The sequence below is a fragment of the Streptomyces sp. NPDC005791 genome (genome assembly GCF_042871485.1).
Lineage (GTDB): Bacteria > Actinomycetota > Actinomycetes > Streptomycetales > Streptomycetaceae > Streptomyces.
Window position 1 is genome coordinate 115,164 of sequence record NZ_JBIAIP010000018.1, and the last position, 25,521, is coordinate 140,684.

General features: G+C 71.3%; 24 protein-coding genes and 1 pseudogene. 17 read left to right on the forward strand and 8 right to left on the reverse strand.

Annotation, left to right across the window (positions count from 1 at the left end):
* Nucleotides 1–8 precede the first annotated feature (8 nt).
* From ribD to ACFYSH_RS29530, 10 genes are all read left to right on the forward strand, one after another.
* Nucleotides 9–1,109: a bifunctional diaminohydroxyphosphoribosylaminopyrimidine deaminase/5-amino-6-(5-phosphoribosylamino)uracil reductase RibD gene (gene ribD / locus ACFYSH_RS29485; protein WP_359475651.1), complete on the forward strand. Its 1,101-nt coding sequence runs from the start codon at nt 9–11 to the stop codon at nt 1,107–1,109.
* Nucleotides 1,110–1,730, forward strand: coding sequence for a riboflavin synthase (locus ACFYSH_RS29490; RefSeq protein ID WP_359475655.1), 621 nt, complete (start codon nt 1,110–1,112; stop codon nt 1,728–1,730). It abuts the gene before it with no gap.
* The gene (locus ACFYSH_RS29495) at nt 1,727–2,371 is read left to right on the forward strand and encodes a nicotinamide riboside transporter PnuC (RefSeq protein WP_388756420.1); all 645 of its coding nucleotides are present in this window, start codon (nt 1,727–1,729) and stop codon (nt 2,369–2,371) included. The genes ACFYSH_RS29490 and ACFYSH_RS29495 overlap by 4 nt, the downstream gene beginning before the upstream one ends.
* Complete coding sequence (locus tag ACFYSH_RS29500; protein ID WP_388756423.1) at nt 2,368–3,654, forward strand: bifunctional 3,4-dihydroxy-2-butanone-4-phosphate synthase/GTP cyclohydrolase II; 1,287 nt, start codon at nt 2,368–2,370, stop codon at nt 3,652–3,654. The genes ACFYSH_RS29495 and ACFYSH_RS29500 overlap by 4 nt, the downstream gene beginning before the upstream one ends.
* A 25-nt stretch (nt 3,655–3,679) precedes the next feature.
* Complete coding sequence (ribH, locus tag ACFYSH_RS29505) at nt 3,680–4,165, forward strand: 6,7-dimethyl-8-ribityllumazine synthase (RefSeq protein ID WP_359475664.1); 486 nt, start codon at nt 3,680–3,682, stop codon at nt 4,163–4,165.
* A gap of 34 nt (nt 4,166–4,199) precedes the next feature.
* Nucleotides 4,200–4,472: a phosphoribosyl-ATP diphosphatase gene (locus tag ACFYSH_RS29510; protein ID WP_031097852.1), complete on the forward strand. Its 273-nt coding sequence runs from the start codon at nt 4,200–4,202 to the stop codon at nt 4,470–4,472.
* A 53-nt stretch (nt 4,473–4,525) separates the two neighbouring features.
* A complete protein-coding gene (hisG, locus tag ACFYSH_RS29515; RefSeq protein ID WP_359475667.1) occupies nt 4,526–5,374 on the forward strand; it encodes an ATP phosphoribosyltransferase in 849 nt (282 codons plus the stop codon).
* 68 nt (nt 5,375–5,442) lie between these two features.
* Nucleotides 5,443–5,922, forward strand: a complete 480-nt coding sequence (locus ACFYSH_RS29520) for a PH domain-containing protein (protein ID WP_359475670.1) — start codon at nt 5,443–5,445, stop codon at nt 5,920–5,922.
* Nucleotides 5,923–6,109: 187 nt separating this feature from the next.
* Nucleotides 6,110–7,504 carry a hemolysin family protein gene (locus ACFYSH_RS29525; RefSeq protein WP_359475673.1) on the forward strand — a complete coding sequence of 465 codons (1,395 nt, stop codon included), beginning with the start codon at nt 6,110–6,112 and terminating at the stop codon, nt 7,502–7,504.
* Complete coding sequence (locus ACFYSH_RS29530; RefSeq protein ID WP_359475676.1) at nt 7,501–8,586, forward strand: hemolysin family protein; 1,086 nt, start codon at nt 7,501–7,503, stop codon at nt 8,584–8,586. The genes ACFYSH_RS29525 and ACFYSH_RS29530 overlap by 4 nt, the downstream gene beginning before the upstream one ends.
* 46 nt (nt 8,587–8,632) lie before the next feature.
* On the opposite strand, the gene ACFYSH_RS29535 is transcribed toward ACFYSH_RS29530, so the two are convergent.
* The gene (locus ACFYSH_RS29535) at nt 8,633–10,540 is read right to left on the reverse strand and encodes an AAA family ATPase (protein WP_359476340.1); all 1,908 of its coding nucleotides are present in this window, start codon (nt 10,538–10,540) and stop codon (nt 8,633–8,635) included.
* A gap of 360 nt (nt 10,541–10,900) precedes the next feature.
* A complete protein-coding gene (locus tag ACFYSH_RS29540; protein WP_359476343.1) occupies nt 10,901–11,521 on the reverse strand; it encodes a hypothetical protein in 621 nt (206 codons plus the stop codon).
* A gap of 186 nt (nt 11,522–11,707) precedes the next feature.
* Between ACFYSH_RS29540 and ACFYSH_RS29545 the strand changes: the two genes are divergently transcribed.
* Nucleotides 11,708–13,069: a peptidase C39 family protein gene (locus ACFYSH_RS29545; protein WP_388756428.1), complete on the forward strand. Its 1,362-nt coding sequence runs from the start codon at nt 11,708–11,710 to the stop codon at nt 13,067–13,069.
* Nucleotides 13,070–13,325: 256 nt separating this feature from the next.
* Here the strand turns inward: ACFYSH_RS29545 and ACFYSH_RS29550 are convergent.
* Nucleotides 13,326–13,595: pseudogene (locus ACFYSH_RS29550) on the reverse strand (chitinase); the annotation flags it as partial.
* 470 nt (nt 13,596–14,065) lie between these two features.
* Between ACFYSH_RS29550 and ACFYSH_RS29555 the strand changes: the two are divergent.
* Nucleotides 14,066–15,238 (forward strand): acyl-CoA dehydrogenase family protein, encoded by a 1,173-nt coding sequence (locus ACFYSH_RS29555; protein ID WP_388756430.1) that lies wholly within the window; start codon nt 14,066–14,068, stop codon nt 15,236–15,238.
* A 296-nt stretch (nt 15,239–15,534) separates the two neighbouring features.
* Here ACFYSH_RS29555 and ACFYSH_RS29560 read toward each other — a convergent pair whose 3' ends face one another.
* Nucleotides 15,535–15,966 (reverse strand): hypothetical protein, encoded by a 432-nt coding sequence (locus ACFYSH_RS29560; RefSeq protein WP_359476352.1) that lies wholly within the window; start codon nt 15,964–15,966, stop codon nt 15,535–15,537.
* A 202-nt stretch (nt 15,967–16,168) separates the two neighbouring features.
* Here ACFYSH_RS29560 and ACFYSH_RS29565 point away from each other — a divergent pair, with 202 nt between their 5' ends.
* The 4 genes from ACFYSH_RS29565 to fxsA all read left to right on the forward strand — a co-directional run bounded on the left by ACFYSH_RS29565 (nt 16,169) and on the right by fxsA (nt 20,294).
* Nucleotides 16,169–16,609 carry an Lrp/AsnC family transcriptional regulator gene (locus tag ACFYSH_RS29565; RefSeq protein ID WP_359476354.1) on the forward strand — a complete coding sequence of 147 codons (441 nt, stop codon included), beginning with the start codon at nt 16,169–16,171 and terminating at the stop codon, nt 16,607–16,609.
* Nucleotides 16,610–16,676: 67 nt separating this feature from the next.
* The gene (locus ACFYSH_RS29570; protein ID WP_359476357.1) at nt 16,677–18,317 is read left to right on the forward strand and encodes an amidohydrolase; all 1,641 of its coding nucleotides are present in this window, start codon (nt 16,677–16,679) and stop codon (nt 18,315–18,317) included.
* Between the two features lie 535 nt (nt 18,318–18,852).
* Nucleotides 18,853–19,620, forward strand: a complete 768-nt coding sequence (locus ACFYSH_RS29575) for a polyprenol monophosphomannose synthase (protein ID WP_359476360.1) — start codon at nt 18,853–18,855, stop codon at nt 19,618–19,620.
* 68 nt (nt 19,621–19,688) lie between these two features.
* Complete coding sequence (fxsA, locus tag ACFYSH_RS29580) at nt 19,689–20,294, forward strand: FxsA family membrane protein (protein WP_388756435.1); 606 nt, start codon at nt 19,689–19,691, stop codon at nt 20,292–20,294.
* Nucleotides 20,295–20,429: 135 nt separating this feature from the next.
* On the opposite strand, the gene ACFYSH_RS29585 is transcribed toward fxsA, so the two are convergent.
* The 4 genes from ACFYSH_RS29585 to ACFYSH_RS29600 all read right to left on the reverse strand — a co-directional run bounded on the left by ACFYSH_RS29585 (nt 20,430) and on the right by ACFYSH_RS29600 (nt 23,917).
* Nucleotides 20,430–20,804, reverse strand: a complete 375-nt coding sequence (locus tag ACFYSH_RS29585) for an RNA polymerase-binding protein RbpA (RefSeq protein WP_078598328.1) — start codon at nt 20,802–20,804, stop codon at nt 20,430–20,432.
* Nucleotides 20,805–21,068: 264 nt separating this feature from the next.
* Nucleotides 21,069–22,433 carry an MFS transporter gene (locus tag ACFYSH_RS29590; protein ID WP_359476365.1) on the reverse strand — a complete coding sequence of 455 codons (1,365 nt, stop codon included), beginning with the start codon at nt 22,431–22,433 and terminating at the stop codon, nt 21,069–21,071.
* A 45-nt stretch (nt 22,434–22,478) separates the two neighbouring features.
* Entirely contained in the window at nt 22,479–23,252 is a 774-nt protein-coding gene (locus tag ACFYSH_RS29595; protein WP_388756439.1) for a glycerophosphodiester phosphodiesterase family protein, read from the reverse strand.
* A gap of 17 nt (nt 23,253–23,269) precedes the next feature.
* A complete protein-coding gene (locus tag ACFYSH_RS29600) occupies nt 23,270–23,917 on the reverse strand; it encodes a hypothetical protein (RefSeq protein ID WP_359476371.1) in 648 nt (215 codons plus the stop codon).
* A 101-nt stretch (nt 23,918–24,018) separates the two neighbouring features.
* Between ACFYSH_RS29600 and ACFYSH_RS29605 the strand changes: the two genes are divergently transcribed.
* Entirely contained in the window at nt 24,019–25,518 is a 1,500-nt protein-coding gene (locus ACFYSH_RS29605; protein ID WP_388756442.1) for a PLP-dependent aminotransferase family protein, read from the forward strand.
* The last annotated feature ends 3 nt before the right edge of the window (nt 25,519–25,521 follow it).

The window sequence follows — 25,521 nt, forward strand, 5'->3', positions numbered from 1 at the left end:
AGGACCCGGTGGCCACCGCAGCCGAAACAACCGCCATGCGGCGGGCAGTCATGCTCGCGGCCCGCGGACTCGGCGCCACCAGCCCGAATCCGGTCGTCGGATGCGTCATCCTCGACGCCGCCGGGGAACAGGCCGGCGAAGGCTTCCACCAGCGCGCCGGCGGGCCGCACGCCGAGATTCACGCCCTGCGTGAGGCCGGCGAGCGGGCCCGGGGCGGCACCGCCCTCGTCACCCTCGAACCCTGCAACCACACCGGCCGCACCGGCCCCTGCGCCCAGGCACTCGTCGAGGCCGGTGTGCACCGTGTCGTCTACGCGGTGGGCGATCCGAACCCACAGGCCATGGGCGGCGCCGACACCCTGCGCGCCGCAGGCGTCCAGGTGGAACAGGGCCTCCTCGCCGACGAGGCGGAGGCCGGCAACACCGCCTGGCTCACCTCGGTCCGCCTCGGCCGCCCGTACGTCCTGTGGAAGTACGCGGCTACCCTCGACGGCCGTATCGCCGCCGCCGACGCCACCAGCCGCTGGATCACCTCCCCCGAGGCCCGTGCCGACGTCCACCGGCTGCGCGCCCAGGCCGACGCCGTCATGGTCGGCTCCGGCACCGCCCGCACCGACGACCCCCAGCTCGGCGTACGCGGCATCGAGGGCGCCACCCAGCCGCTCAGAGTGGTCGTCGACACCGGCGCCACGGCCGTCCGGCCGGGGGCCCGGGTCCTCGACGGGACCGCGCCCACCCTGATCGCGGTCGCCGACGACGCCGTAGCCGGCCACCTCCCCCAGGACGCCGTGCTGCGCCTGCCGCGCGCCGCCACCGGGCCCGGGCTGGACATCGACGCCCTGCTCGCGGCCCTCCACGGCCGGGGCATCCGCTCTGTACTCCTCGAAGGCGGGCCGGTCCTGGCCGGCTCCTTCGTCGCCGCGGGCGCGGTCGACACCGTCGTCGGCTATCTCGCACCGGTCCTCCTCGGAGCGGGCCCGTCAGCCCTCGCCGACGCCGGAATCTCCACCCTCGCCCAGGCGTTGCGCCTCGATGTGACCGAGACCGTTCGTGTCGGCCCCGATCTGCGCATCACCGCCGTCCCCGTCCCTGCTCGGAAGGGAAACTGAGTGTTCACCGGAATTGTCGAAGAACTGGGTGAGGTCACCGCCGTCGAGAAGCTCGACGACGCCTCCCGCTTCCGACTGCGCGGCCCCGTCGTGACCGAGGACGCCAAACACGGCGACTCCATCGCCGTCAACGGCGTCTGCCTCACCGTCGTGGACCTCGGGGAGAACGAGTTCACCGCCGATGTCATGGCCGAGACGCTGGACCGCTCCAGCCTCGGCGCCCTCACGGCCGGCTCCCGGGTCAACCTGGAGCGCCCCATGGCCCTCGGCGGCCGCCTAGGCGGTCACATCGTCCAGGGGCACGTGGACGGCACGGGCCGCATCATCGAGCGCCGGGTCTCGGAGAACTGGGAGATCGTCAAGATCTCCCTGCCCGCCGGCCTGGCCCGCTACGTGGTGGAGAAGGGCTCGATCACCGTCGACGGAGTGAGCCTGACCGTCGTCGACGCCGGGTCCGACCACTTCACCATCAGCCTCATCCCCACCACCCTCGCCCTGACCACGCTCGGCATCAAGGAGCCGGGCGACCCGGTCAACCTCGAGGTGGACGTCCTCGCGAAGTACGTCGAACGGCTGCTCGGTCACGGCGCCGTGCCCGGAGCAGGGGAGCCGGTCGCATGAGCGCCCTCGACTGGCTGAACTCGGAGGCGTTCACCGCCTTCGGACAGCGCATCATCTGGTCGGACATGATCGGCAACACCATCGGCCTGATCGCCCTGGCCCTCGGCTGGCTCCGCTCGGTCTGGACCTGGCCCGCCCAGCTCCTGTCCGGCGTCGTCCTGGTCGCCGCCAACGTCTCCGTGCAGCAGGCGGGCAGCGTCGGCAAGCAGCTGATCGTCATCGCCGTCGCCGTCTGGGGCTGGCAGCAGTGGACCCGCGGCAGGCAGCAGGCGCAGGACGGTTCCATCGCCGTACGGTTCGCCACCTGGCGCGAGCGCGGGTACCTGGTGGGCGGCGCCGCGCTCGGCACGCTCGCCGTCGGCGGGCTGTTCACCGCCTTCCCGTCGCTCTCCTGGAGCCCGTGGGCGGACGCCTACATCTTCGCCGGCACCCTCGTCGCGATGATCGCCCAGGCGCGCGGCATGGTCGAGTTCTGGTTCGCCTGGCTGCTCGTCGACCTCGTCGGCGTACCGCTCAACTTCCACGGCGGACTCGCCTTCTCCGGTCTCATCTACGTCGTCTACGGCGCCCTCGTCCTGTGGGGCATGCGCGACTGGTGGCTGCGTACGCGGACACCCGCTCTGGAAGGAGCCACGGCATGACTGCCCAGCCCACCTGGTTGCACGACCGCGTCCTCGAAGACCTCTCCCTCGACCCCGTCGAGCAGGCGATCCGCGACATCGTCGCCGGACGGCCCGTCGTGGTCGTCGACGACGAGGACCGGGAGAACGAGGGTGACCTCGTCATCGCCGCCGAGAAGGCGACCCCCGAGATCATCGCCTTCATGATGAGCGAGTGCCGCGGTCTGATCTGCGCGCCCATGGAGGACGACGAGCTGGAACGCCTCGAACTCCCGCAGATGGTCACCCACAACACCGAGTCGATGAAGACGGCCTTCACCGTCTCCGTGGACGCCTCCACGGAGCACGGCGTGACCACCGGGATCTCCGCGGCCGACCGCGCCACCACGCTCCGGATGCTGGCGGGAGGCAGGGCCGGCCCCGACGACTTCGTACGCCCCGGCCACGTCTTCCCGCTCCGCGCCCGCGCCGGTGGTGTGCTCGTACGCAACGGCCACACCGAGGCCGCCGTCGACCTGGCCAGGCTCGCCGGGCTGCGGCCCGCCGGTGCCATCGTCGAGATCGCGGGCGAGGACGGCGTGATGCTGCGGCTGCCCGAACTCGTCCCGTTCGCCCGCAAGCACGGCCTCACGATCATCTCCATCGAGGACCTGATCGCCTACCGCCGCAGCTCCGAGCCCACCGTGCGCCGCGAGGCCGAGGTCCGGCTGCCCACGGCCTTCGGCCTGTTCACCGCGTACGGCTACCGCTCCGTCGCCGACGGCGTCGAGCACGTGGCACTCGTCCACGGTGACATCGGGGACGGCCAGGACGTCCTCGTCCGGGTCCACTCCGAATGCCTGACCGGTGACATCTTCCAGTCCCAGCGCTGCGACTGCGGCCCCCAGTTGCACGCCTCGATGGAACGTGTCACGGCAGAGGGCCGGGGGATCGTCGTCTATCTGCGCGGGCACGAGGGCCGTGGCATCGGACTGCTGTCCAAGCTGCGCGCCTACGAACTCCAGGAGCTCGGCTCCGACACGCTCGACGCCAACCTCGAACTCGGGCTGCCCGCCGACGCGCGGGACTACGCGGCGGGCGCCCGGATCCTGCGGGACCTCGGCGTGCGCTCCCTGCGCTTGATGACCAACAACCCTGAAAAGACCGCGGCGCTCGTACGGCACGGGCTCGAGATCACCGGGCGGGAACCCATGCCCGTACAGGCCGGTGAGCACAACCTGCGGTACCTGCGCACCAAGCGGGACCGGATGGGACACGACCTGCCCTGGCTCGACGCCCCCGCGTCGGCCTGCAGCAACCAGTAAGCACCGACGAACACACAGGAGAGACATGAGCGGCAAGGGCGCACCCGAACTGTCCGTACGCAACTGCGGAGACCTGCGGGTGGCGGTGATCGCGGCCCAGTGGCACGAGAAGGTCATGGACGGGCTCGTCGACGGGGCCCTGCGCGCCCTGCGCGACCTGGGCATCGACGAGCCGACGCTGCTCCGGGTCCCCGGCAGCTTCGAGCTCCCGGTGGTGGCCAAGGTGCTCGCCGGCCGCGGTTACGACGCGATCGTCGCCCTCGGGGTGATCATCCGCGGAGGCACCCCCCACTTCGAATACGTGTCCCAGGGCGTGACCAACGGCCTCACCCAGGTCACGGTCGACACCGGAGTCCCCGTCGGATTCGGTGTGCTCACCTGTGACAACGAGGAACAGGCTTTGGACCGGGCCGGACTCGAAGGCTCCAACGAGGACAAGGGGCACGAAGCGGTCACCGCCGCCGTGGCCACCGCCGCGACACTGCGCACCGTCAGCGAACCCTGGCGCTGAGCAGCGCCTCGGGACCCCGTATTCTAAGGACATCATGGCGAACAAAACCTTCGAAGAGCTCTTCGCCGAGCTGCAGCTCAAGGCCGCCGACGGCGACCCCTCCACCTCCCGCACCGCCGAGCTGGTGGACAAGGGAGTGCATGCCATCGGCAAGAAGGTCGTCGAGGAGGCCGCCGAGGTCTGGATGGCCGCCGAGTACGAGGGCAAGGAAGCCGCCGCCGAGGAGATCTCGCAGCTGCTCTACCACGTCCAGGTGATGATGGTCGCCCGCGGGATCTCCCTCGACGACGTCTACGCCCACCTCTGAGCCACCCCCGCCCAACCCCCGAACATCCCTCCGCACAAAGGAAACCCGACCTCATGCTGCGCATCGCCGTTCCCAACAAGGGTTCACTCTCCGGACCTGCGATGGCGATGCTCCATGAGGCCGGCTACCAGCAGCGCAAGGAGTCCAAGGAACTCGTCCTGGTCGACCCGGCCAACGAGGTCGAGTTCTTCTACCTGCGGCCGCGCGACATCGCGATCTACGTCAGCTCGGGCCGCCTCGACATCGGCATCACCGGCCGTGACCTGTTGCTGGACTCCGGTGCCGACGCCGAGGAGATCCTGCAGCTCGGCTTCGCACGCTCGACCTTCCGTTACGCCACCAAGCCCGGTACGGCCACCGGCCCCCAGGACTTCGACGGCATGACGATCGCCACCTCCTACGAGGGCATCGTCGCCGCGCACCTCGCCGACGCCGGCGTCAAGGCCTCCGTCGTCCACCTCGACGGAGCGGTCGAGACCGCCATCGAGCTCGGTGTCGCCCAGGTCATCGCCGACGTCGTCGAGACCGGCACCAGCCTGCGCAACGCCGGGCTGGAGGTCATCGGCGAGCCGATCATGACGTCGGAAGCCGTCGTGATCCGACGCAAGGGCGCCGACACCGAGGACCCCAAGGTGCAGCAGTTCCTGCGCCGCCTGCAGGGCGTTCTGGTCGCCCGCTCCTACGTGATGATGGACTACGACTGCCGCGTCGAGCACCTGGAGCGCGCCGTGGCCCTTACCCCGGGCCTGGAGTCACCGACCATCTCCCCCCTGCACCACGAGGGCTGGGTCGCCGTCCGTTCCATGGTCGCGGCCAAGGAGGCCCAGCGGATCATGGACGACCTGTACGAGCTGGGTGCGCGCGCCATCCTCACGACGGCCATCCACGCCTGCCGCCTCTGACAGCCGGCCCCAGCCGGAGCAGACCCCTGAACCGGACCACAGCACACCTCTAAGGACGCAGCGCCGCCATGTCCGACCCCGCGCCCCGGCCGTCCGGGCTCCCCGCTCTTCCGGCCACCTTCAGGCCCACCCTCACCCGGGTGGTCCTGCTGGCCGTGGGGGCGGCCATGTTCGTCGTCATCACCGCCGTCGCGTTCATACTGGAGCACCTCAGCCCGGGGGAGCGGACCAGCTTCGTCTTCGTCGCCCTGCTCTTCTTCGGCGTCCTCGCCCTGCTCAGCAGGCCCCGCATCACCGTCGACGAAGCGGGGGTCACGGTCGTCAACATCACCCGTACCCGCCGGCTCGCCTGGGCGCAGATCCTCCGTGTCAACCTGCGCGCCGGAGACCCGTGGGTCTTTCTCGACCTCAACGACGGCACCAGCATGCCCGCACTCGGCATCCAGCCCGGAATCGCCAGGGAACGGGCCATCAGCGACGCCCGGGCCCTCCGCGCCCTCGCCGAATTCCACGGCAGCGGAGTGAACGACGCCACGGAGAACAGCTGAGCCCACTGCCCCGTACGGGCCGATCCCGATTATTCTGGGACCGGTGGCGCACCGGGTGCGCCCCGCCCCGCAGCGGAGGGCCTTCGAGGCCCGCGGGGCATTTCCTGCGACCCAAGGAGTGACTCCCTCCAGCAATGGACGGATCGTCCGGTAGTACCTGCGCCGCCCTCTCTCCGGAGGCGGCGGCATGACCACCCCCCTGTTGCTGCTCCTCGCGGCATTCCTTCTCATTCTCGCCAACGGGTTCTTCGTGGCAGCCGAATTCGGGCTCGTCACCGTGGAACGGCCGGACGCCGAGCGCGCCGCCGCCGAAGGCGACCGCCGGGCCCGTACCGTCGTCGCAGCCCTGCGCGAGCTCTCCTTCCAGCTCTCCGGCACCCAGCTCGGCATCACCATCACCTCGCTGGTCGTCGGCATGCTCGCCGAACCGGCGCTCGCCCAGTTGCTCGCCGGACCTCTCACCGCCACCGGACTGCCCCACGGGGCTGTTCCCGGGGTGAGCGTCGTGATCGGTATGTTGTTCGCCTCCGCCGTCCAGATGGTGATCGGCGAACTCGTACCCAAGAACTGGGCGGTCTCCCGGCCGCTCCAGGTGGCCCGGTTCGTCGCCGGGCCCCAGCACCTCTTCTCCACCCTCCTGCGGCCGGTGATCACCGCCCTGAACGCCGTCGCCAACCGGCTGGTCCGGCTGCTGGGCGTCGAACCCACCGACGAACTCGCCTCCGCCAGGACCCCGGGCGAGCTCGTCTCGCTGGCCCGGCACTCCGCCGAGGCCGGCACCCTGGAGCAGGACACCGCCGATCTCTTCGTGCGGACCCTGTCCCTCGCCGGTCTCACCGCGCAGCACGTCATGACACCTCGGGTGAAGGTCAGCGCGCTGCAGGCGTCGGCGACCGCGGCGGACGTGCTGAACCTCACGCGGGCCACCGGGCTCTCCCGCTTCCCCGTCTACCGGGACCGCATCGACGAGGTCGTCGGCATGGTCCACCTCAAGGACGCCCTTGCCGTCCCCTCCCAGGACCGGCTGCGCACCCCGGTGAGCCGGATCGCCGTGCCGCCGCTCCTGGTGCCGGAGTCCCTGCCCGTCGAACAGCTGCTCCAGCGGCTGCGCAGCGAGCAGCCGATCGCCGTCGTGGTCGACGAGTACGGCGGCACCGCCGGTGTCGTCACCCTCGAGGACATCATCGAGGAACTCGTCGGCGAGGTACGGGACGAACACGACGCGGAGGGCGCCGACCGCCCCGAGCTGACGCCCGTCGTCGCCGAAGACGGACGGTCCGGCTGGGACGTGGAGGGCAGCACCCGGGTGCTGGCCCTGCGGAGGATGGGCCTCGACGTGCCCGAAGGGCCGTACGAGACCGTGGCCGGGCTGATTGCCGATCTGCTGGGGCGCATCCCCGCACCCGGTGACCGGACCGAACTGCCCGGCTGGCGGATCGCCGTCCGCCAGGTCGGCCACTACCGTGCCGAACAGGTCCGCTTCGTCCGCCTGACGGACGCACCGCCGGCTCAGGCCGGCCGGCCGGAACAGCACGCACAGCCGGAACGGCTCACCCAGGAACTGCTGGAGGCCGTGCGATGAGCCTCGTACAGCTGGTCTTCGCCGGTCTCCTGGTACTGGCGAACGGCTTCTTCGTCGGCGCCGAATTCGCGCTCGTCTCCGTACGGCGCAGCCAGGTCGAACCCCTCGCGGCAGGCGGGTCCAGCCGGGCCAGACAGGTCCTGCACGGACTGGAGAACCTGCCGCAGATGATGGCCGCCGCACAGTTCGGTATCACCATCTGTTCCCTCACGCTCGGCGCCGTCGCGGAGCCGACCGTGGCCCACCTCCTGGAGCCGGTCTTCCACGCGGCGCACCTGCCCGAAGGACTCGTGCATCCGCTCGGCTTCGCGGTCGCCCTCGTCTCCGTGGTCTTCCTTCATCTCGTCATCGGCGAGATGGTCCCGAAGAACCTGGCGATGGCCGCCCCCGAGAAGACCGCGATGTGGCTCAGCCCCGGCCTGGTCGGCTTCGCCCGGCTCTGCCGGCCCGTCACCTCCGCCCTCGGCGCATGCGCCACGCTCGTCCTTCGGCTCTTCAAGGTCGAGCCGAAGGACGAGGTCGACGCGGTCTTCACCAGCGAACAGCTCAATCGTCTGGTGGAGGACGCCGGTATGGCGGGCCTGCTGGAACCGGAGGCGCGTGATCGCCTCGGGGACGCCCTCGAGCTGGGCAGCAGGCCCGTGACCGACGTACTGCTCGACCGGGCCTCACTGGTCACGGTGGACCCCTCCGTCACCCCGCGCCGCGTCGAGGAGCTGACCGTGCGGACCGGCTACTCACGCTTTCCCGTCTGCGCGGAGGGCGGCGGACCGTTCATGGGCTATCTGCACGTCAAGGACGTCCTGGAGCTGGAGGACGGCGAGCGGGCCGTCCCGCAGCAGATCTGGCGCCCGATGGCGACGGTACGGGCGGAACTCCCGCTGGACGACGCCCTGACGGTCATGCGCCGCGCGGCCACACATCTCGCCCAGGTCGCCGACGCGTCGGGCAAGGTACTCGGCCTGGTCGCCATGGAGGACGTCCTGGAAAAGCTCGTGGGGGAGGTCCGGGACCCGGCCCACCGCGTCTCTGTGCCCCGCCGCGCGGTGGAGGCGCCGAGGGCCATGGCTCCCCTCGGCTGAGCGAAGCTGCCGTCGGACAGCCCCGCGGGGCTGCCCGACGGCAGCTTCACCGGTCCCCGGGCTCCTGTGTCCTGCGGTCGGCCGGGCCACGGCCCGACAGCACCTCGCCGTACGCCTGCATCAGATCGGGCAGGCGCAGCGTGGCCAGATCGTCCCGGGTCGGCGGGGCGGCGCAGCCGGACAGCCGCAGGTCACGGTAGGCGCAGCTCTTCTCGTACAGGGTGCGCAGGAAACGGCCGTTGCCCAGCTCGTCGATCCAGCCCTGCTCGACCACATGTCCGCTGATGCTGCGCAGCTCCTCGAGGGACTCCTCGTCCCAAACGTCGCCGTTCTCGGAGGCCAGCACCTCACCGATCGCGGTGAGTTCGAGGGGACGGTAGCTCGGGAAGTCGACCCGCGTGGTGAAGCGTGAGGAGAGCCCTGGGTTGGTGGAGAGCAGCCGGTCCATGCCCTCCGGGTAGCCGGCGAGGATGACGACCAGGTGGTCCCTGTTGTCCTCGGCCCGCTTGAGCAGGACCTGAAGGGCCTCGTCGCCGTACGCGTCGCCCTTGCTGTAACCCGAGTTGGCGAGGCTGTAGGCCTCGTCCACGAACAGCACCCCGCCGAGAGCCGAGTCGATCAGCTCGTTGGCCTTCACCGCCGTCTGTCCGAGGAACTCGCCCACCAGGTCGGACCGTTGGGCCTCCACCAAGTGGTCCCCGCCGAGCAGCCCGAGTGCGTAGAACACCCGGCCCAGGATGCGGGCGACCGTGGTCTTGCCCGTCCCGGACGGGCCGGAGAAGATGAAGTGGCGCTTCGGCGGCTGCACCGGAAGACCCTGCTCGGCCCGCAGACGCGCCATGTTCAGCTGCGCGGACAGGGCCTTGACCTGACGCTTCACCGGTTCGAGCCCGACCATGCGCTCGAGCTCGGCCAAGGCCGCCGCGAGCATCACCGGGTCGCTCGGTCCTGCGGGGAAGACGGCGGCCCGCGGCGCACCGGGCTTCGCCCGTGCCCCGTCACCGCCGGACTTGGAAGGTGGCACCACAGCACCCGGCGGGATCTCCGGGTCGCCGCCGAGCCAGGGCTCACGGCCCTCCACCAGGTCGGTGCCGAGAACCATGTCCCCGTCCGCCCGGGACTCCACGCCCGAGCCGTCCGAGCCGAAGCCGGCCAGCGAGACCGCGGCGAGATCGGAGGCCTCGTCGTAGCCGTCCCCCTCGGAGATCGCCGCGAGTCTGGCGGAGGTGTCCATGAACGCCGGGTCCACACGGTGTACCGCCCGGTACAGCGGCAGGGCCGCCGCGCTGCGACCGGTGCCCTCGTGGGCCCGCGCCAGCCAGTAGCGGAGCTCCTTGCGCTGCGGCTGTTCGCTGCGACAGCGCATCAACGCGGCGGACAGGAAGGGCTCCGCCTGCCCGTACATCTCCAGGCGCACCCGCGCCATGCCACCGAAGAGCCCCGCCTCGATGCCGAGCAGCGGATCGTCGATCAGCCGCTCAGTGGTGCGTACGAGCTGTTCCCAGTCCTTGACCAGGTACGAGCGGCAGGCGTGCAGGAAGCGCACCTGGGCATCGGCGTCGACCGGCGGAAGGCCCGCCAACGCCCGGTCCAGCTCCGGCACATGGCGGCCGTCCAGCCAGTGCGAGGCGTGCGCGAGAAGCAGATCGCGTGGACTCTCCAGCACCGGCTGCACCCACCACCCCAGCCAGTACCACGAGTTGAGCGTGCGGCGATGACGGGTGCGCTGCTCGCCGAAGCGCTCACGATGGTGGTACATGCGTAACAGCGCCGTGGTGGTGTCGATCCGCAGCGCGTGCAGACCCAGCCAGCCGTCGGCCATGCCGGGATCAAGGCGCACCGCGGTCCTGAACTCCTCCTCGGCCTGGGGGTACGCGCCCATGGTGTAGGCGTCCACCCCGCGCAGCCAGGCCAGGTCGGCCGGGGCCTGCGCGCCCGGCGTGCCGATGTCCATCAGGTCCCCCACAAACCGTGCCCCCAGAATGTCCCGCCCGCACAGCATGCCCAGCGCGGCGCACCTAATCACCGTGCCGGGGACGGGAATTGACCACACCCGAGAGGCATCGTACCTGCACAGGGAGTGAGCGGTTAAGGGTGCAATCGGCGCATCGGGGGCGGTGACCGAGGGTGAGTGAAGGGCTCGGTGCACCGGAGTGGGAGGGCAGAACGAAGCCCCCGATCACGGGGGAACAACCGGGGGCTTCGCGTCTGCGGGGCTTCGAAAAGCCGCACATCGCGAACGTAGGACCTGTACGGCCCGCCGGTCAAGCCGAGTAGGAGCCTCTTCGGGGCATTCCCCTACCGGCCGGTACGGCTACCCTCGAGTTTCACTTTCCGTCACGACCTGACTCGCCACCGCTGTCGGACGGGGCCCTTCCAGCCACGCGTACCCCGTGGGTGTCCGCCGTATCACCGCGTCCGCGAACGGGTAGGAGGGGTCTTCGGCGAAATGCCGCCGCTCCGCGACGGTCCAGCCGTCCCAGAAGTCCGACAGCTCGGGGCCGTCGCGGTGCCTGCCCTGCTCCCAGGAGGCCTCTCTCTCCCCCTCGACCCACAGCAGCCCCGCGAGGAACGGCCGCACCGCGGCGCGGCCCGCCCCCACCCCCTCGAGAAGCACCACGGGGGCGGGGAGCAGCGTGCCCGGCGGTCCGAAGCGCCGGGCCGTCCAGTCGTACGGGGCGTACCGCGCGGGCTCTCCCCGTGAGAGGGGATCCAGGACCTGTCGCCGCAGCCTGTCCGTCCAGGCGAAGAGCTGCTCGTGTGTGGCCAGGTCGTCCAGGTGCAGCACGGGCGCGTCGCCGAGTGCCGCGGCCAGACGGCCGGCGAAGGTGCTCTTGCCGGACCCCGCGTGGCCGTCGACCGCGATCAGCCGCACCGGCCCGCAGGACGGGGCGAGGGAGCGCAGTCGGCGGGCGGGGTCCGCCAGGTCGTTCATGCATCCCACCCTACGAGTCCTGCGGGCCCGACCGTGGCGCCGCCCTGGTCACATCAGTGGACCAGACCCATATTGCTTGCGCGGCACAGGGCGAATCACTGGCCGGACCCGGCTTTGACCCGCGATAGTTGGCGCACCGATCGGCACCCGCAGCCCCAATCCGCTCGATGACCGGGGGTCTCGCCCATGACCAGACCGACTTCACGCAGAACCGTGCTCACCGCCGCACTCGCGGCAGCAGCCGGGACAGGCGCCGTGGCCTCCCCCGGCCCGGCGACCGCCGCATCATCCCGTACCGACTCGTCACCGGCGGCAGCCTCGCTCGTGGACAACCGTTTCTGGACCACCTACTCAGACTGGCGCTGCGGGACGTCCACGGGAACCCGCGCCGTCGCCGGCCCCCGGCCGGGCCTGGTGATCTCCACCCCCGTCGGAAGCACCGACTACACCGACCCGCACACCGGCGCGACGCGTGCCTGGGAGTACGCGACCTGGACCTCCCCGGTCCACCGCTCGGCCGTACCGGCCACCGAGGTGATCGCCTCCTGGAACGCCCACACCCCGCCGGGCACCTGGATCCAGATCGAGCTGCGCGGCCGCTACTCGGACGGCACGGACACGCCCTGGTACGTGATGGGCCGCTGGGCCGCCGGTGACGCGGACATCCGCCGCGCCTCCGTGGACGACCAGACCGACGACAGAAGTACGGTCTGGACCGACACCCTCTCCGTGGACGACGCGGCGAGCGGGCTGCGGCTGGTGTCGTACCGCCTGAGGCTCACGCTCCACCGGGCTCCCGGCACCCGCCTCACGCCCACGGTCCACCGGGTCGGCGCGATGGCCTCGGACATCCCTGACCGCTTCACCGTCCCCGCCACAGCGCCCGGCACCGCACGTGAGCTGGTGGTGCCCCGCTACTCGCAGAACATCCATGAGGGGGAGTACCCGGAGTACGACAACGGGGGTGAGGCCTGGTGCAGTCCCACCTCCTCACAGATGATCATCGAGTACTGGGGGCGCAAGCCCACCCCGGAGGACCTGGCCTGGGTCAGACCCGGCCTCGCCGACCCGCAGGTCTGCCACGCGGCCCGCTACACCTTCGACCACCAGTACGAGGGCTGCGGCAACTGGCCTTTCAACGCCGCCTACGCCTCGACGTACAGGGACATGAACGCCGCGGTCACCCGGCTCGGGTCGCTGGCCGACCTGGAGGCGCTGATCGGCGCGGGAATCCCGGTCATCACGTCCCAGTCGTTCCTCAAGGGCGAGCTGACGGGCGCGGGATACGGGACCTCGGGCCACCTGATGACAGTCATCGGCTTCACGGCCGACGGCGACGTGATCGCCAACGACCCCGCATCACCGTCCAACGACGCGGTGCGGCGCGTCTATCAGCGGCGCGAGTGGGAGAACATCTGGCTGAGGACCAAGCGCTACGACGCGAACGGGCAGGTCAGAAGCGGTACGGGAGGGGTCTGCTACGTCTTCTGGTCGACTGCCCTCACGGCGGCTCAGAGGCGCGTTCTGCGCCACCTCGACTTGTTCTGAGGCCACCCCGGCTTCTCACGGCCGAGTGAGACGTCCCGACCTTCTCGGTGCGCCCTGCTGATCTTGCACCGTGCTCGAACTCGGGCGAACCCCGCCCTCGCGGCCACCGACGGAGGCGGCGGGCCGGCGCGCGGGGTTCTCGGTCGCTCCCCTCCAGCGCGAGGGGCGGGCGCCCGTTGCTCACGACGGGTGGGGTGGGGCGCCCGCCCGGCACCCCACCCCTGACCCGCCCTGCGGTGCGTGTACCCCGCCCGGGTCAGATGATGGCCTTGATGAGCTCGCCGTTCGTGGTGTCGCCGCTGAGCTCCCAGAAGAAGGTGCCGCCCGGGCCCTGCCGGTCCTTGTGGTCCGTCTTCGTGGCGATAAGCGGGAGTGCCGTAGCCCCACCAGCTCGTGCCGCAGTGGGCGTACGCCGTGCCCGCCACGGGGCAGCTGTTCTTCAGGACCTTGCAGTCCTCGATGCCCGCCTCGTACGTCTGCGGCGCTCCCCGGTCGCCGTACCGCCCGGCTCCGCCTGCGTCACGCCGGCCTCGGCGAAGCCGCCGGACCGACTCCACCCGCCGAAGGACCAGATGGTCTCCGGGCGCTCGCCGCCACCGCGTGCACCGCCGAGCTGCGCCGGGGCGGCGAAGTCCGGTCGTAGTGGCTCCTCGTGGGGGGAGGGCGTGAGTGCGGGGAGGCATGCTCGCGGCTCCCCGAATGGGCATGGACGCGATCGTGGGCGTGGGAGGAGGCCGCAGGAGGACTGGACCAGTTGGGTCAATGATTTTCGGGCCGGATTCCCTGGTGACGGTCGTCAGCAACCGGTGACGCATGCGCTCCGATCGGGCATACTCAACGCGCCACAGCCGCTGGCCAGCACCTCCCGTGATCCGGGAAGGCAGGATCGGCGGTGGAGCCGTAGATTTCCGGGCATCGCCCGGGACCACCCGGCGGTGCCGCGCACACCCCGCGCGCGCGACCGTCGTCACGCCCGACAGGGAGGAGAGCGCCGTCATGTCCGACCGTGCCCCGCAGCCGGTGGAACGCCGTCTGCCCACCGAGGAGTCCCGGCAGCTCGTCGAGCTCGTACGCGACATCGTGTCGAAAGAGATCACGCCCCGGACGGCCGAGGAGGAAGAGGCGGGCTTCTTCCCGCGCCCGGTCTTCACCCTGCTCTCCGAAGCCGGGCTGCTGGGACTGCCGTACGACTCCGCGTACGGAGGCGGCGACCAGCCCTACGAGGTGTACCTCCAGGTCCTCGAAGAGCTGGCGGCCGCACGGCTCACCGTCGGCCTCGGCGTCAGCGTCCACTCGCTGGCCTGCCACGCACTCGCCGGATACGGCACGCAGGAGCAACGGGCCGACCATCTCCCGGCGATGCTCTCGGGCGGCCTGCTCGGCGCCTACTGCCTCTCCGAGCCGTCCTCGGGCTCCGATGCCGCCTCGCTCCGCACCAAGGCCGTACGGGACGGTGAGGACTGGGTCCTCACCGGAACCAAGGCATGGATCACCCACGGCGGCATCGCCGACTTCTACACGGTGCTGGCCCGCACCGGGGGGGACGGCCCCCGTGGCATCACCGCCTTCCTCGTCCCCGGCGACGCCGAGGGCCTCGACGCGGCACTGCCCGAGAAGAAGATGGGCATGAAGGGCTCACCCACCGCGCAGCTGCACTTCGACGGCGTACGGATCTCAGGCGACCGACGCCTCGGTGACGAGGGGCAGGGCTTCGCCATCGCCCTGTCCGCGCTCGACTCGGGACGGCTGGGAATCGCCGCCTGTGCCATCGGCGTCGCCCAGGCGGCCCTGGACGAAGCGGTCGGATACGCCACCGACCGGCGCCAGTTCGGCCGGCCGATCGCGGACTTCCAGGGGCTGCGCTTCATGCTCGCCGACATGGCCACCCGCATCGAGGCCGGACGCGCCCTCTACCTGGAAGCCGCCCGGCTCCGTGACGCGGGACTGCCGTTCTCGCGGCAGGCTGCCATGGCGAAGCTGTTCTGCACCGACGCGGCGATGCAGGTGACCACCGACGCGGTCCAGGTGCTCGGGGGCTACGGCTACACCCTCGACTTCCCCGTCGAGCGGCTGATGCGCGAGGCCAAGGTGCTCCAGATCGTCGAGGGCACCAATCAGATCCAGCGCATGGTCATCGCCCGTCACCTCGCTGGTCCCGAGACCCGCTGACCCGCACGGGCCGGCGGTGTGCGGCACGGACTGCCCCGCGGACCGGCCCGAGCGGCCTCCCGGCCGGGGCCCGTCCCGTGGTCCGATCCACCGGACGACGGTGCGGCGGCCGACGGCCGTTGCCTGCGGCGGGGTCCTGCAGAGCCGACGCCGCTGAGGGGCCGGGTGTCACTGGCGGCCGATCGGCGTGCCCGTTCCCCGGGGGCGCGGCCACCGGCCGTCCGATGGCCTGTCCGCACCACGCCGGCCCGGCCGTCGTGGTGCGCGCAGAGTGCGCCTTTCGCGGCGCTGGGACCTCAGGCGGCGTGACGCCGCGTCTGAGGCGGCACGTACCGAAGGGGACGCGAACCCGGACCGCCGGCGTGCGAGAAGGGCTGCATCCGCCAGTCGAGCCCCTGAGGCAGCGTCAGCAGCAGAGCGGTCTCCTGCTCCTGCGCCTCGAGCGTTTCGTCGGCCGGGCGCGCCTTGGAGGCGTCGCGGTTCGTGCCGGGGCAGACGGTGAGGACGAACGGGTTCCACGGCGTGGGGCACAGCGCGTGTTCGGGAAGCACGTCCTCGTCCGCCAGCAGGGCGATCGGCTGGGCGCAGTCCGGGCAGATCACCCGGTACATCTCGAATGTGTCGTACGCGTCGAGAACGGTGTCCTCGTCGGGAGCCGCGTACGCGGCGTCCTCGGTGTCTGTGTCCGGCTGCGGTTCGGTACGTCCGGTGAGCTTCAGGCTCTGCATGGGTCATTCCCCCCTCGGGTGGGCCGACAAGGCGCCACGGCCTCGGCCACAGCAAGCACTTCCCGTGGGAAGTCGGCCGTAACCGCGAGGTCCTCGGCTACCCACCCGTAAACCTGTGGCATTCGTCACATGCCCCTCGAACGTGCCCTTCCGGGGCTCCCACGGCTGTGCCTGGAGCGCCCGGGGCCTTAGGTTGATCCGCATGGAGGAGCTGGACCGTCAGATCGTGGAGTTGCTCGTCAAGGACGGGCGGATGAGCTACACCGACCTGGGCAAGGCCACGGGCCTGTCCACCTCGGCCGTTCATCAGCGCGTCCGCCGGCTGGAGCAGCGCGGGGTGATCCGGGGCTACGCCGCGGTCGTCGACCCCGAGGCCGTCGGCCTGCCTCTCACCGCGTTCATCTCGGTGAAACCCTTCGACCCGAGCGCACCCGACGACATCGCCGAACGGCTGGCGGACGTGCCGGAGCTGGAGGCGTGCCACAGCGTCGCGGGTGACGAGAACTACATCCTCAAGGTGCGGGTCTCCAGCCCCCTGGAGCTCGAGCACCTGCTCACCCGGATCCGTACGCTGGCCGGCGTCTCCACCCGTACGACCGTCGTCCTCTCCACGCCCTACGAGGCTCGGCCACCGCGTATCTGAGGCGCCCCGCCCCCGCTGCGGAGGGGGCGGAGGAGGAACCGGTCCCGCCAGGCGCGAGACTGGTGCCATGACCGAGAACGCCGCCCCCCAGAGCGAACACCGCACCGTGCTGCTGCGCGGTGGAGACGTCCACAGCCCCGCCGACCCGTTCGCCACCGCGATGGTCGTCGAACGCGGCCATGTCGCCTGGGTGGGCTCCGAGGGGGCCGCCGACGCCTTCGCGAGCGGTGTCGACGAGGTGATCGACCTGGAGGGGGCCCTGGTCACCCCGGCCTTCACCGACTCGCACGTCCACACCACATCGACCGGACTCGCCCTCACCGGGCTGGACCTGTCAGGTGCGCGCACGCTGGCGGAAGCCCTCGGTCTCGTACGTGCGTTCGCGAACGGACACGCCGGGGACGGGGTGATCCTCGGCCACGGATGGGACGCGGCACGCTGGCCCGAGCAGCGGCCCCCGTCGCGCGCGGAGCTCGACGACGCGGGCGGCGGCAGGGCCGTCTACCTGCCCCGTGTGGACGTCCACTCGGCCGTGGTGACCACGGCGCTCCTGGACCTCGTCCCCGGCGTCACAGGGCTGCCCGGCTACCACCCGGAAGCCCCCTTGACGGGCGACGCGCATCACGCGGTGCGGGCGGCCGCCCACGGCGCCGTCACCGCACGGCAGCGGGCGCAGGCCCAGAGTGCCGCCCTGGCGCACGCCGCCTCCCTCGGAATCGGCACCGTGCACGAGTGCGCGGGTCCCGAGATCTCGGACGAGGAGGACTTCACCGGGCTGCTGAGGCTGGCCTCCGAGCAGCCCGGCCCCCGGGTCTTCGGTTACTGGGCCGAGCCCGTGGAGGACGCGAAGGGTGCCCGCCGCATCCGTGAGCTCGGTGCCGTGGGCGCGGCCGGTGACCTCTTCGTCGACGGTTCTCTGGGCTCGCACACCGCCCTCCTGCACGAGCCCTACGCCGACGCCCCGCACACCGGCACAGCCCGGCTCGACGCCGCGCGGATCGCCGCGCATGTGACGGCGTGCACCGAGGCGGGGCTCCAGGCCGGCTTCCACGCCATCGGTGACGCCGCGGTCTCCGCCGTGGTGGCAGGCGTCCGCGCCGCCTCCGAAGCCCTCGGGCTCGCCCGGATCCGGGCCGCAAGGCACCGTGTCGAGCACGCGGAGATGCTCACCCCGGAGACCGTCGCCGCCTTCGCCGAACTGGGCCTCACCGCCTCCGTCCAGCCGGCCTTCGACGCGGCCTGGGGCGGCTCCGACGGCATGTACGCCCGGCGCCTGGGTGCCGAGCGCGCGGCCACCCTCAACCCGTACGCGGCGCTCCTGCGTGCCGGTGTGCCCCTCGCCTTCGGCTCGGACAGTCCGGTCACCCCGCTCGACCCCTGGGGAACCGTGCGGGCCGCGGCCCATCACCGCACACCCGGGCACCGTGTCTCGGTACGCGCCGGCTTCACCGCCCACACCCGGGGCGGCTGGCGGGCCGTCGGCCGGGACGACGGGGGCGTGCTCGTCCCGGGCGCCCCGGCCGACTACGCCGTCTGGCGAACCGGTGAACTGCTGGTCCAGGCCCCCGACGACCGGGTGGCGCGATGGTCCACCGATCCCCGTTCCGGCACGCCTGGCCTGCCCGATCTCACCCCTGGGGCGGACCTGCCGGTCTGTCTGCGCACGGTGGTCTTCGGACGGACCGTCTATGTAAGGCCGAACGAGTGACGTCGGGACGTTTCGTACCGCCGATTGAAGGCGCGAAAGCGCTGGCTCGACCTCCGTCCCCTCGGTACTGACCAGGTGTTTTCGGGAGAAACAGCAGGTCGAGCGACTGTTGACAGGAAGCGCCCACGGGCCGGTAGGTTCGGCCGGGTCCACCACTGGACGTCCGACCGGTCAAACCTCCACGCAGTCGTCGAACGCCGCTGGGTCACGGGGTCGGTGTGCCGAACCGGCGCACCACCACTGACAGCCAGGTTCAGCGCCCGCGCCTCGGGGGCGAGGGAAGGTTTGTTCCGGACGGCAGGTGCGACCCGGGTGGGGCCCGGAGGTTCAGTAGACAACGGCTCTCGGTCGACCCGCAGCCAGCGGGCCCCAGGTCGGCCCGAAGGACGCCGGGCCCCGATCCGCAGCGCTGCCCTTCTGTCCACAGTTCCATGCTTCTGTCCAGGCGGCACAGGTCACCCCGTGACCGGGTCGGAGCCGGGCCGTGCCGTGCTGGATATGGTGTGCACCTGCGTACGGACTTTAAGGGGCAGTAGTGAACGACGGCGGTCAGAGGCAGTTCGGCCCGCTCGGCAGAGTCTTGGTGATCATTCCGACCTACAACGAGGCCGAGAACGTCAAGCTGATCGTCGCCCGGGTACGCGCCGCGGTTCCGGAAGCGGACGTCCTCGTCGCCGACGACAACAGCCCCGACGGCACCGGCAAGGCCGCCGACGAACTGGCGGCCGGCGACAGTCAGGTGCACGTCCTGCACCGCAAGGGCAAGGAAGGGCTCGGCGCCGCCTATCTGGCCGGTTTCCGCTGGGGCTCCGAACACGGCTACGGCGTCCTGGTCGAGATGGACGCGGACGGCTCGCACCAGCCCGAGGAACTGCCCCGCCTCCTCACCGCGCTGAAGGGCGCGGACCTGGTCCTCGGCTCACGCTGGGTCCCCGGCGGCCGGGTGGTCAACTGGCCCCGGCACCGCGAGATGATCTCGCGCGGCGGCAGCCTCTACTCCCGGATGCTGCTGGGCCTCGCGGTGCGGGACGTCACCGGCGGCTACCGGGCGTTCCGTACCGAGACCCTGGACCATCTCGGTCTCGACGAGGTCGCCTCGCAGGGCTACTGCTTCCAGGTCGACCTCGCCCGGCGGGCCGTCGAGGCGGGCTGTCACGTCATCGAGGTGCCGATCACCTTCATGGAACGGGAGATCGGCGACTCCAAGATGAGCCGGGACATCCTCGTCGAGGCCCTGTGGCGGGTCACCGGCTGGGGGATCACCGGCAGGGCCAACAAGGTGCTGGGCCGCAAGGCGCCCTGACCGCCCGGTGTCAGCCGCATGATCACCCCCTTACGTCGCTCGCACGCCCGTACAGGCACACTGGGGGCATGACGACCGGCACACCGCCTCCGAACCGTCCCCGGCGCTCGCGCGCCCGTACCCTCCTGCCCCTGGGCGTCGCCGCCTGGCTGGTGCTGGAGATCTGGTTGCTGACCGTGGTGGCCGGGGCGGCGAACGGCTTCACCGTGCTGCTGATCCTGGTCGCCGGCGCCGTGCTCGGTGCCGCGGTGATCAAGCGGGCGGGCCGACGGGCCTTCCGCAACCTCACCGAGACCCTTCAGCAGATGCCGGGGCAGCCCGGCGCTCCCGCGGCAGGCCCGGCCGCGCCCCCGGCCGGCAGCAAGGGCAACGGCTTCCTGATGCTGGGCGGCCTGCTCCTGATGATCCCGGGCGTGATCTCCGACGCGGCGGGGCTCCTGCTCCTGCTGCCCCCGGTCCGCTCCGTGCTCGGACGCTACGCGGAGCGCTCCCTGGAACGCCGGATGAGGGCGGCGACGACGCCAGGAGGCCTCCAGGACGCGTTCCAGCAGGCCCGTATCCACCGTCCGGACGGAAAGGTGGTCCAGGGCGAGGTCATCCGCGAGGACGGCCCACCCGCCCGCCCGCGCCCCGATGACGGCCCGGGAGCGGACCGCCCCACGCTGATCCCCTGAGTATGCGTGTCGGCCGGGAGTCCGGCGGGGCCCAGGCGGCGTGAGCCGCGGGCAGCACCGGACGCACAAGCCGAGGGCCGCGACACATGATCTGTGTCGCGGCCCTCGGCTCTTGTGCGGTGCGGTGATACGCGGTCAGGCAGACTTCCTGCTGTCCCGCGGGTGCACGGCGATGTTCATGGCGCCGGAGCGCAGGACCGCCAGCCTCTCGGCCAGCACTTCCTCCAGCTCCTCGCGGGTGCGTCGCTCCATGAGCATGTCCCAGTGCGTACGCGCAGGCTTGCCCTTCTTCTCTTCGGGGCCGTCCCCGTCCACCAGAAGTGCCGTGGCGCCGCACGCCTTGCACTCCCACTCCGCCGGAATTTCCGCCTCTACCGAGAACGGCATCTCAAATCGATGTCCGTTCGGGCATGCGTACTCCACCGCCTGGCGCGGGGCCAGATCGATGCCGCGGTCCGTCTCGTAGCTGGTAACCACGAGTCGCGTACCGCGGAGAGCTCGCTCACTCATGAATCGTGCCTCCCGGGCTTGTCGCCCACAGGACAGGTGTCGCTGTCGTCGTCATCCGGTCAACGTCCGGTCGGCGGCAAAGATTCCCGTTGCCGGTCATGCGTCGCCCGTCGTGCCGCTGCTTGGTCTGGGTCTCCTACCCACCGGTGCCCGGATTGTCACCTCTGGTCGAAGTTGTCACCCTAGGGTTCGGCTTCTTCCGCTCGCAGTAACGGTCCGCCGGGCACACCAAAGGCGTACACTACCGGCCTTTCACTTCAACGTCTAAATCCGGTCCGGCACGGGGTTGCCCGCGGCGGCCACCGCGGCCCGTACGGGAACCCTCGCCAGGAGCACGGCACCGAGCGCGAAGAAGAGCACCAAGGACAGGATCGCGTCACGGTAGCTGCCGGTGAGCTGGTAGCCGAGACCGAAGACCAGGGGCCCCAGCCAGCTGAGCCCGCGGTCGCTCATCTCGTAGGCGGAGAAGTACTCCGCCTCCTTCCCGCGCGGTACCAGATGCGAGAACATCGACCGCGAAAGCGCCTGGCTGCCGCCCATCACCAGGCCGATCGCGGCGGCCAGGGTGTAGAAGAACACCGGCGCGCCGGCGGGCAGCGCGTAGGCGGCGGCGAGGATCAGCGTCCAGACGGCCAGGGAGGCGAGGATCGTGCGCTTCGCTCCGTACAGCCGGGCGAGCCGTGCCATCCCCAGCGCCCCCGCCACGGCGAGCACCTGCACCAGCAGTACCGCGGTGATCAGGGTCGTCTGGTCGAGGCCGAGCTCCTCGGAGCCGTACAGCGAGGCCTGGGAGATCACCGTCTGGATGCCGTCGTTGTAGACCAGATAGGCGAGCAGGAAGGACAGGGTGAGCGGGTGGCGGCGCATGTCGCGCAGCGTCGCCCGCAACTGCCGCCAGCCGGAGCCGACCGCACCGTCGCCACCGGGCGCCACCCTGCGGTCGCGCAGCCGCCGCAGCGGTACGAGGGCGAAGGCGCCCCACCACACGCCGGCCGACGCGATGCAGATCCGGACCGCGTCGGGCTCGGACAGCCCGAAGGAGTCGTGGCCTGTGTAGAGGACCAGATTCAGGACGAGGACGAGCGCGCCCGAGGTGTATCCGAAGGCCCAGCCGCGCGAGGAGACCGCGTCGCGTTCCTCCGGGGTGGCGATCTGTGGCAGGTACGCGTTGTACAAGGCCATCGACACGGAGATCGACGCGTTCGCCACGATCAGCAGGAACGCCCCCAGCAGGTAGCGGTGGCCCTCCAGGAAGAACATGCAGGCCGTCGCAGTCGCGCCCGTGTACGCGGCAGCCGCGAGCAGGGGCTTCTTGCGTCCCGTGCGGTCCGCCGCCGCACCCACGACCGGCATCACGAGCACGGCCACGACGATGGACACCGACACGGTGTACGCGAAGAGGGAGCCGGCCCGCACGGGTATGCCCAGGGGATGCACGTACCCGTCCGCGTCGGCGGCCGCCTTGGCTATCGACGTCAGATAGGGGCCGAGGAAGACCGTCACGACACTGGTGGAATACACGGAGCAGGCGAAGTCGTAGAAATACCAGCCGCGTTGCTCTCGCCTGCGTGCGGCGGCCTCGACCGGCTGTCCGGCCGGATCCGCCGTTCCCGCGGTACCGGTGCTCACGCCGCGCCCCCTCGTCCGTCAGTGCGCACGCGGCAGGTTCCGGCGTCAGGCCCAGGCCCCCCGCTCGCTCAGCACCGTGCGCAGCGTCTCGATGTGATCGGTCATGATGCCATCCACCCCGAGGTCCAGGAGCGCCGCCATCCGTTCCGGTTCGTTGACCGTCCAGACATGGACCTGCAGGCCGCGGGCGTGCGCCGTGCGGACGAAGCTCCGGTCGACGACGCGGATGCCGTTCTGGCTCTCCGGGACCTGCGCGCAGACCGCGCCTGCCCGGAGTGCCGCCGGAATGCCGTACGAGCGCAACCGCAGCCCGAGCACGCCGCGTACCCCGTAGGAAGTGGCCAGGCGAGGGCCCGCGAGGCGGTGCGCCCTGGCCACACGCGCCTCCGAGAACGAACCCACACACACCCGGTCCCAGGCGCCGGTCCTGCGGATCAGGTCGATGAGCGGCGCGAGGGCGGGCTCCGCCTTGATGTCCACGTTCCACCGGGCCTCGGGGAATTCCTCCAGCAGTTCCTCGAAGAGCGGCAGCGGCTCGCTGCCCGCCACCCTCGCCCGGCGTACCTCGCTCCAGGGGAGCCCGGCTATCCGCCCCCGGGAGTCCGTCACCCGGTCCAGGGTCGGGTCGTGGAAGGCGACCAGGCGACCGTCCGCCGTGGCGTGCACATCGGTCTCGAAGTAGCGGTAGCCGGCGTCGGCCGCGCGCCGGAACGCGGCTGCGGTGTTCTCCAATCCGTCCGCCGCTCCGCCGCGGTGGGCGAAGGGAATCGTCGAAGGGTGGTCCAGATAGGGGTGGCGCCCCGAAGTCGCTGCGGTCACCGCGGAAGTATCGCCCCTCACGGTGTCCGTCCGGCGACGGCCGGGGTGCGGGCGCCGGACGAGGGGACGTGGAAGAGGCGCAGGAAGAGCTGGGCGAGCGGACCGATGGCCAGGGCGTACAGGACCGTGCCCGCGCCGAGTGAACCGCCGAGCAGGAAGCCGGTCACGACCACGGCCACCTCGATCGCCGTACGCACCAGCCTGATGGAACGGCCCGTGAGCCGGTTCAGCCCGGTCATCAGGCCGTCGCGCGGCCCCGGGCCGAAGCGCGCGGAGATGTACAGACCGGTGGCTACGCCGTTGAGCACGATGCCCGCGGCCATCGCGGGGATCTGCGCCCCGAGACCGTGGACTTCGGGGACGAGGGCGAGTGTGCCGTCCATGGCGATGCCGACGGCGAACACGTTGGAGACCGTCCCGAGCCCCGGTCGCTGCCTGATCGGGATCCAGAGGAGCAGGACGACCGCTCCGACGACGATCGAGACGACGCCGATGGAGATGCCGGTCCGCTCCGCGAGCCCCTGGTGCAGCACCCCCCACGGTTCGAGTCCGAGACCGGCGCGAACCAGCAGCGCCGAACTCGCCCCGTACAGGGCCAGCCCCACGTAGAGATGGACCAGCCTTCGGGTGAGCCGGGCGCCGCCCCGGGCGGTGGAGTCGGACAAGTGGTGCCCCCTGTGTGGTGGTGGTGGACTGCTTCGTGTCACTCTGTGGCGGGGAATCGGCCACCAACTAGGGCCAATCCGAGGAAGGTGGACTGATTTACATGGTGCAGTGGACTTCGACCGTCGGCGCGGCACAGCTCGCACGTCAGCTCCAGGGCCAGCAGGCACGCCCGCTGGCGCCGGGCACCCGTAAACCGCCCGCCTACCGGGCTCTCGCCGACGGAGTGCGTCTGCTCGTCCTGGAAGGCCGGGTCCCGGTCGCCGCGCGGCTCCCCGCCGAACGTGAGCTCGCCCTGGCCCTGTCCCTCAGCCGGACCACCGTCGCCGCCGCATACGAGGCGCTGCGCGCAGAGGGGTTCCTGGAGTCGCGCCGCGGGGCGGGCAGCTGGACCGCCGTCCCGGCGGGGAACCCGCTGCCCGCCCGGGGCCTCGAACCGCTGCCCCCGGAGTCGCTCGGCTCGATGATCGACCTGGGATGCGCCTCGCTGCCCGCCCCGGAGCCGTGGCTGACCCGGGCCGTCCAGGGCGCGCTGGAGGAACTGCCACCGTACGCGCACACCCACGGCGACTACCCGGCCGGCCTTCCCGCGCTGCGGCAGATGATCGCGGACCGTTACACCGGGCACGGCATCCCCACGATGCCCGAACAGATCATGGTCACCACCGGGGCGATGGGCGCCATCGACGCCATCTGCCACCTCTTCGCCGGACGCGGCGAACGCATCGCCGTGGAGTCCCCGAGCTATGCCAACATCCTCCAGCTCATGCGGGAGGCGGGCGCCAGGCTGGTGCCCGTGGCGATGGAGGAGGGCCTCGGCGGCTGGGACATGAACCGCTGGAGGCAGGTCCTGAGGGATGCCGCGCCCAGGCTGGCCTACGTCGTCGCCGACTTCCACAACCCCACCGGGGCCCTTGCCGACGAGCAGCAGCGCCGCGCCCTGGTCGAGGCCGCCCGGTCGGCGGGCACGGTCCTGGTGGTCGACGAGACGATGCACGAACTGCGCCTGGACGCGGACGTGGAGATGCCCCGCAGGGTCTGCGCGTTCGACCCCGCGGGCAGCACCGTCCTGACCGTCGGCTCCGCGAGCAAGGCATTCTGGGCCGGCATGCGGATCGGCTGGGTGCGGGCCGCCCCCGACGTCATCCGCAGCCTGGTCGCGGCACGCGCGTACGCCGACATGGGTACGCCGGTGCTGGAACAGCTCGCCATCAACTGGCTGCTGAACACCGGCGGCTGGGAGCAGGCGGTGGCGGTCCGGCGTGAGCAGGCGCGTGAGAACAGGGACGATCTGGTGCGGGCGTTGCGCCGGGAGCTCCCGCAGTGGGAGTTCGAGGTCCCGGCCGGCGGCCTCACCCTGTGGGTGCGCACCGGCGGGCTCTCCGGCTCCCGGCTGGCCGTGGCGGGCGAGAGGGTCGGCGTCCGCGTCCCCTCGGGGCCCCGTTTCGGGGTCGACGGAGCCTTCGAGGGCTATGTGCGGCTGCCCTTCACCGTGGGCGGCCCGCTGGCCGACGAGGCGGCGCTCCGGCTCGCCGCGGCCGCCGGGCTGGTCGGCTCCGGGGCCGGCGTGGGAGCGGAGGCGCCCCGCACCTTCGTGGCCTGAGGC

Excerpts from the sequence above, each read along its gene's own strand:
- ACFYSH_RS29545 (WP_388756428.1), top strand. The coding sequence starts at position 11,708 with ATGACCAGACCGACTTCACGCAGAACCGTGCTCACCGCCGCACTCGCG.
- ACFYSH_RS29530 (WP_359475676.1), top strand. The coding sequence starts at position 7,501 with ATGAGCCTCGTACAGCTGGTCTTCGCCGGTCTCCTGGTACTGGCGAAC.
- ACFYSH_RS29555 (WP_388756430.1), top strand. The coding sequence starts at position 14,066 with ATGTCCGACCGTGCCCCGCAGCCGGTGGAACGCCGTCTGCCCACCGAG.
- ACFYSH_RS29565 (WP_359476354.1), top strand. The coding sequence starts at position 16,169 with ATGGAGGAGCTGGACCGTCAGATCGTGGAGTTGCTCGTCAAGGACGGG.
- ACFYSH_RS29535 (WP_359476340.1), bottom strand. The coding sequence starts at position 10,540 with ATGGACATCGGCACGCCGGGCGCGCAGGCCCCGGCCGACCTGGCCTGG.
- ACFYSH_RS29570 (WP_359476357.1), top strand. The coding sequence starts at position 16,677 with ATGACCGAGAACGCCGCCCCCCAGAGCGAACACCGCACCGTGCTGCTG.
- ACFYSH_RS29605 (WP_388756442.1), top strand. The coding sequence starts at position 24,019 with ATGGTGCAGTGGACTTCGACCGTCGGCGCGGCACAGCTCGCACGTCAG.
- ACFYSH_RS29540 (WP_359476343.1), bottom strand. The coding sequence starts at position 11,521 with ATGAACGACCTGGCGGACCCCGCCCGCCGACTGCGCTCCCTCGCCCCG.
- ACFYSH_RS29520 (WP_359475670.1), top strand. The coding sequence starts at position 5,443 with ATGTCCGACCCCGCGCCCCGGCCGTCCGGGCTCCCCGCTCTTCCGGCC.
- ACFYSH_RS29560 (WP_359476352.1), bottom strand. The coding sequence starts at position 15,966 with ATGCAGAGCCTGAAGCTCACCGGACGTACCGAACCGCAGCCGGACACA.
- ribH (WP_359475664.1), top strand. The coding sequence starts at position 3,680 with ATGAGCGGCAAGGGCGCACCCGAACTGTCCGTACGCAACTGCGGAGAC.
- ACFYSH_RS29510 (WP_031097852.1), top strand. The coding sequence starts at position 4,200 with ATGGCGAACAAAACCTTCGAAGAGCTCTTCGCCGAGCTGCAGCTCAAG.
- fxsA (WP_388756435.1), top strand. The coding sequence starts at position 19,689 with ATGACGACCGGCACACCGCCTCCGAACCGTCCCCGGCGCTCGCGCGCC.
- ACFYSH_RS29585 (WP_078598328.1), bottom strand. The coding sequence starts at position 20,804 with ATGAGTGAGCGAGCTCTCCGCGGTACGCGACTCGTGGTTACCAGCTAC.
- hisG (WP_359475667.1), top strand. The coding sequence starts at position 4,526 with ATGCTGCGCATCGCCGTTCCCAACAAGGGTTCACTCTCCGGACCTGCG.
- ACFYSH_RS29500 (WP_388756423.1), top strand. The coding sequence starts at position 2,368 with ATGACTGCCCAGCCCACCTGGTTGCACGACCGCGTCCTCGAAGACCTC.
- ACFYSH_RS29495 (WP_388756420.1), top strand. The coding sequence starts at position 1,727 with ATGAGCGCCCTCGACTGGCTGAACTCGGAGGCGTTCACCGCCTTCGGA.
- ACFYSH_RS29525 (WP_359475673.1), top strand. The coding sequence starts at position 6,110 with ATGACCACCCCCCTGTTGCTGCTCCTCGCGGCATTCCTTCTCATTCTC.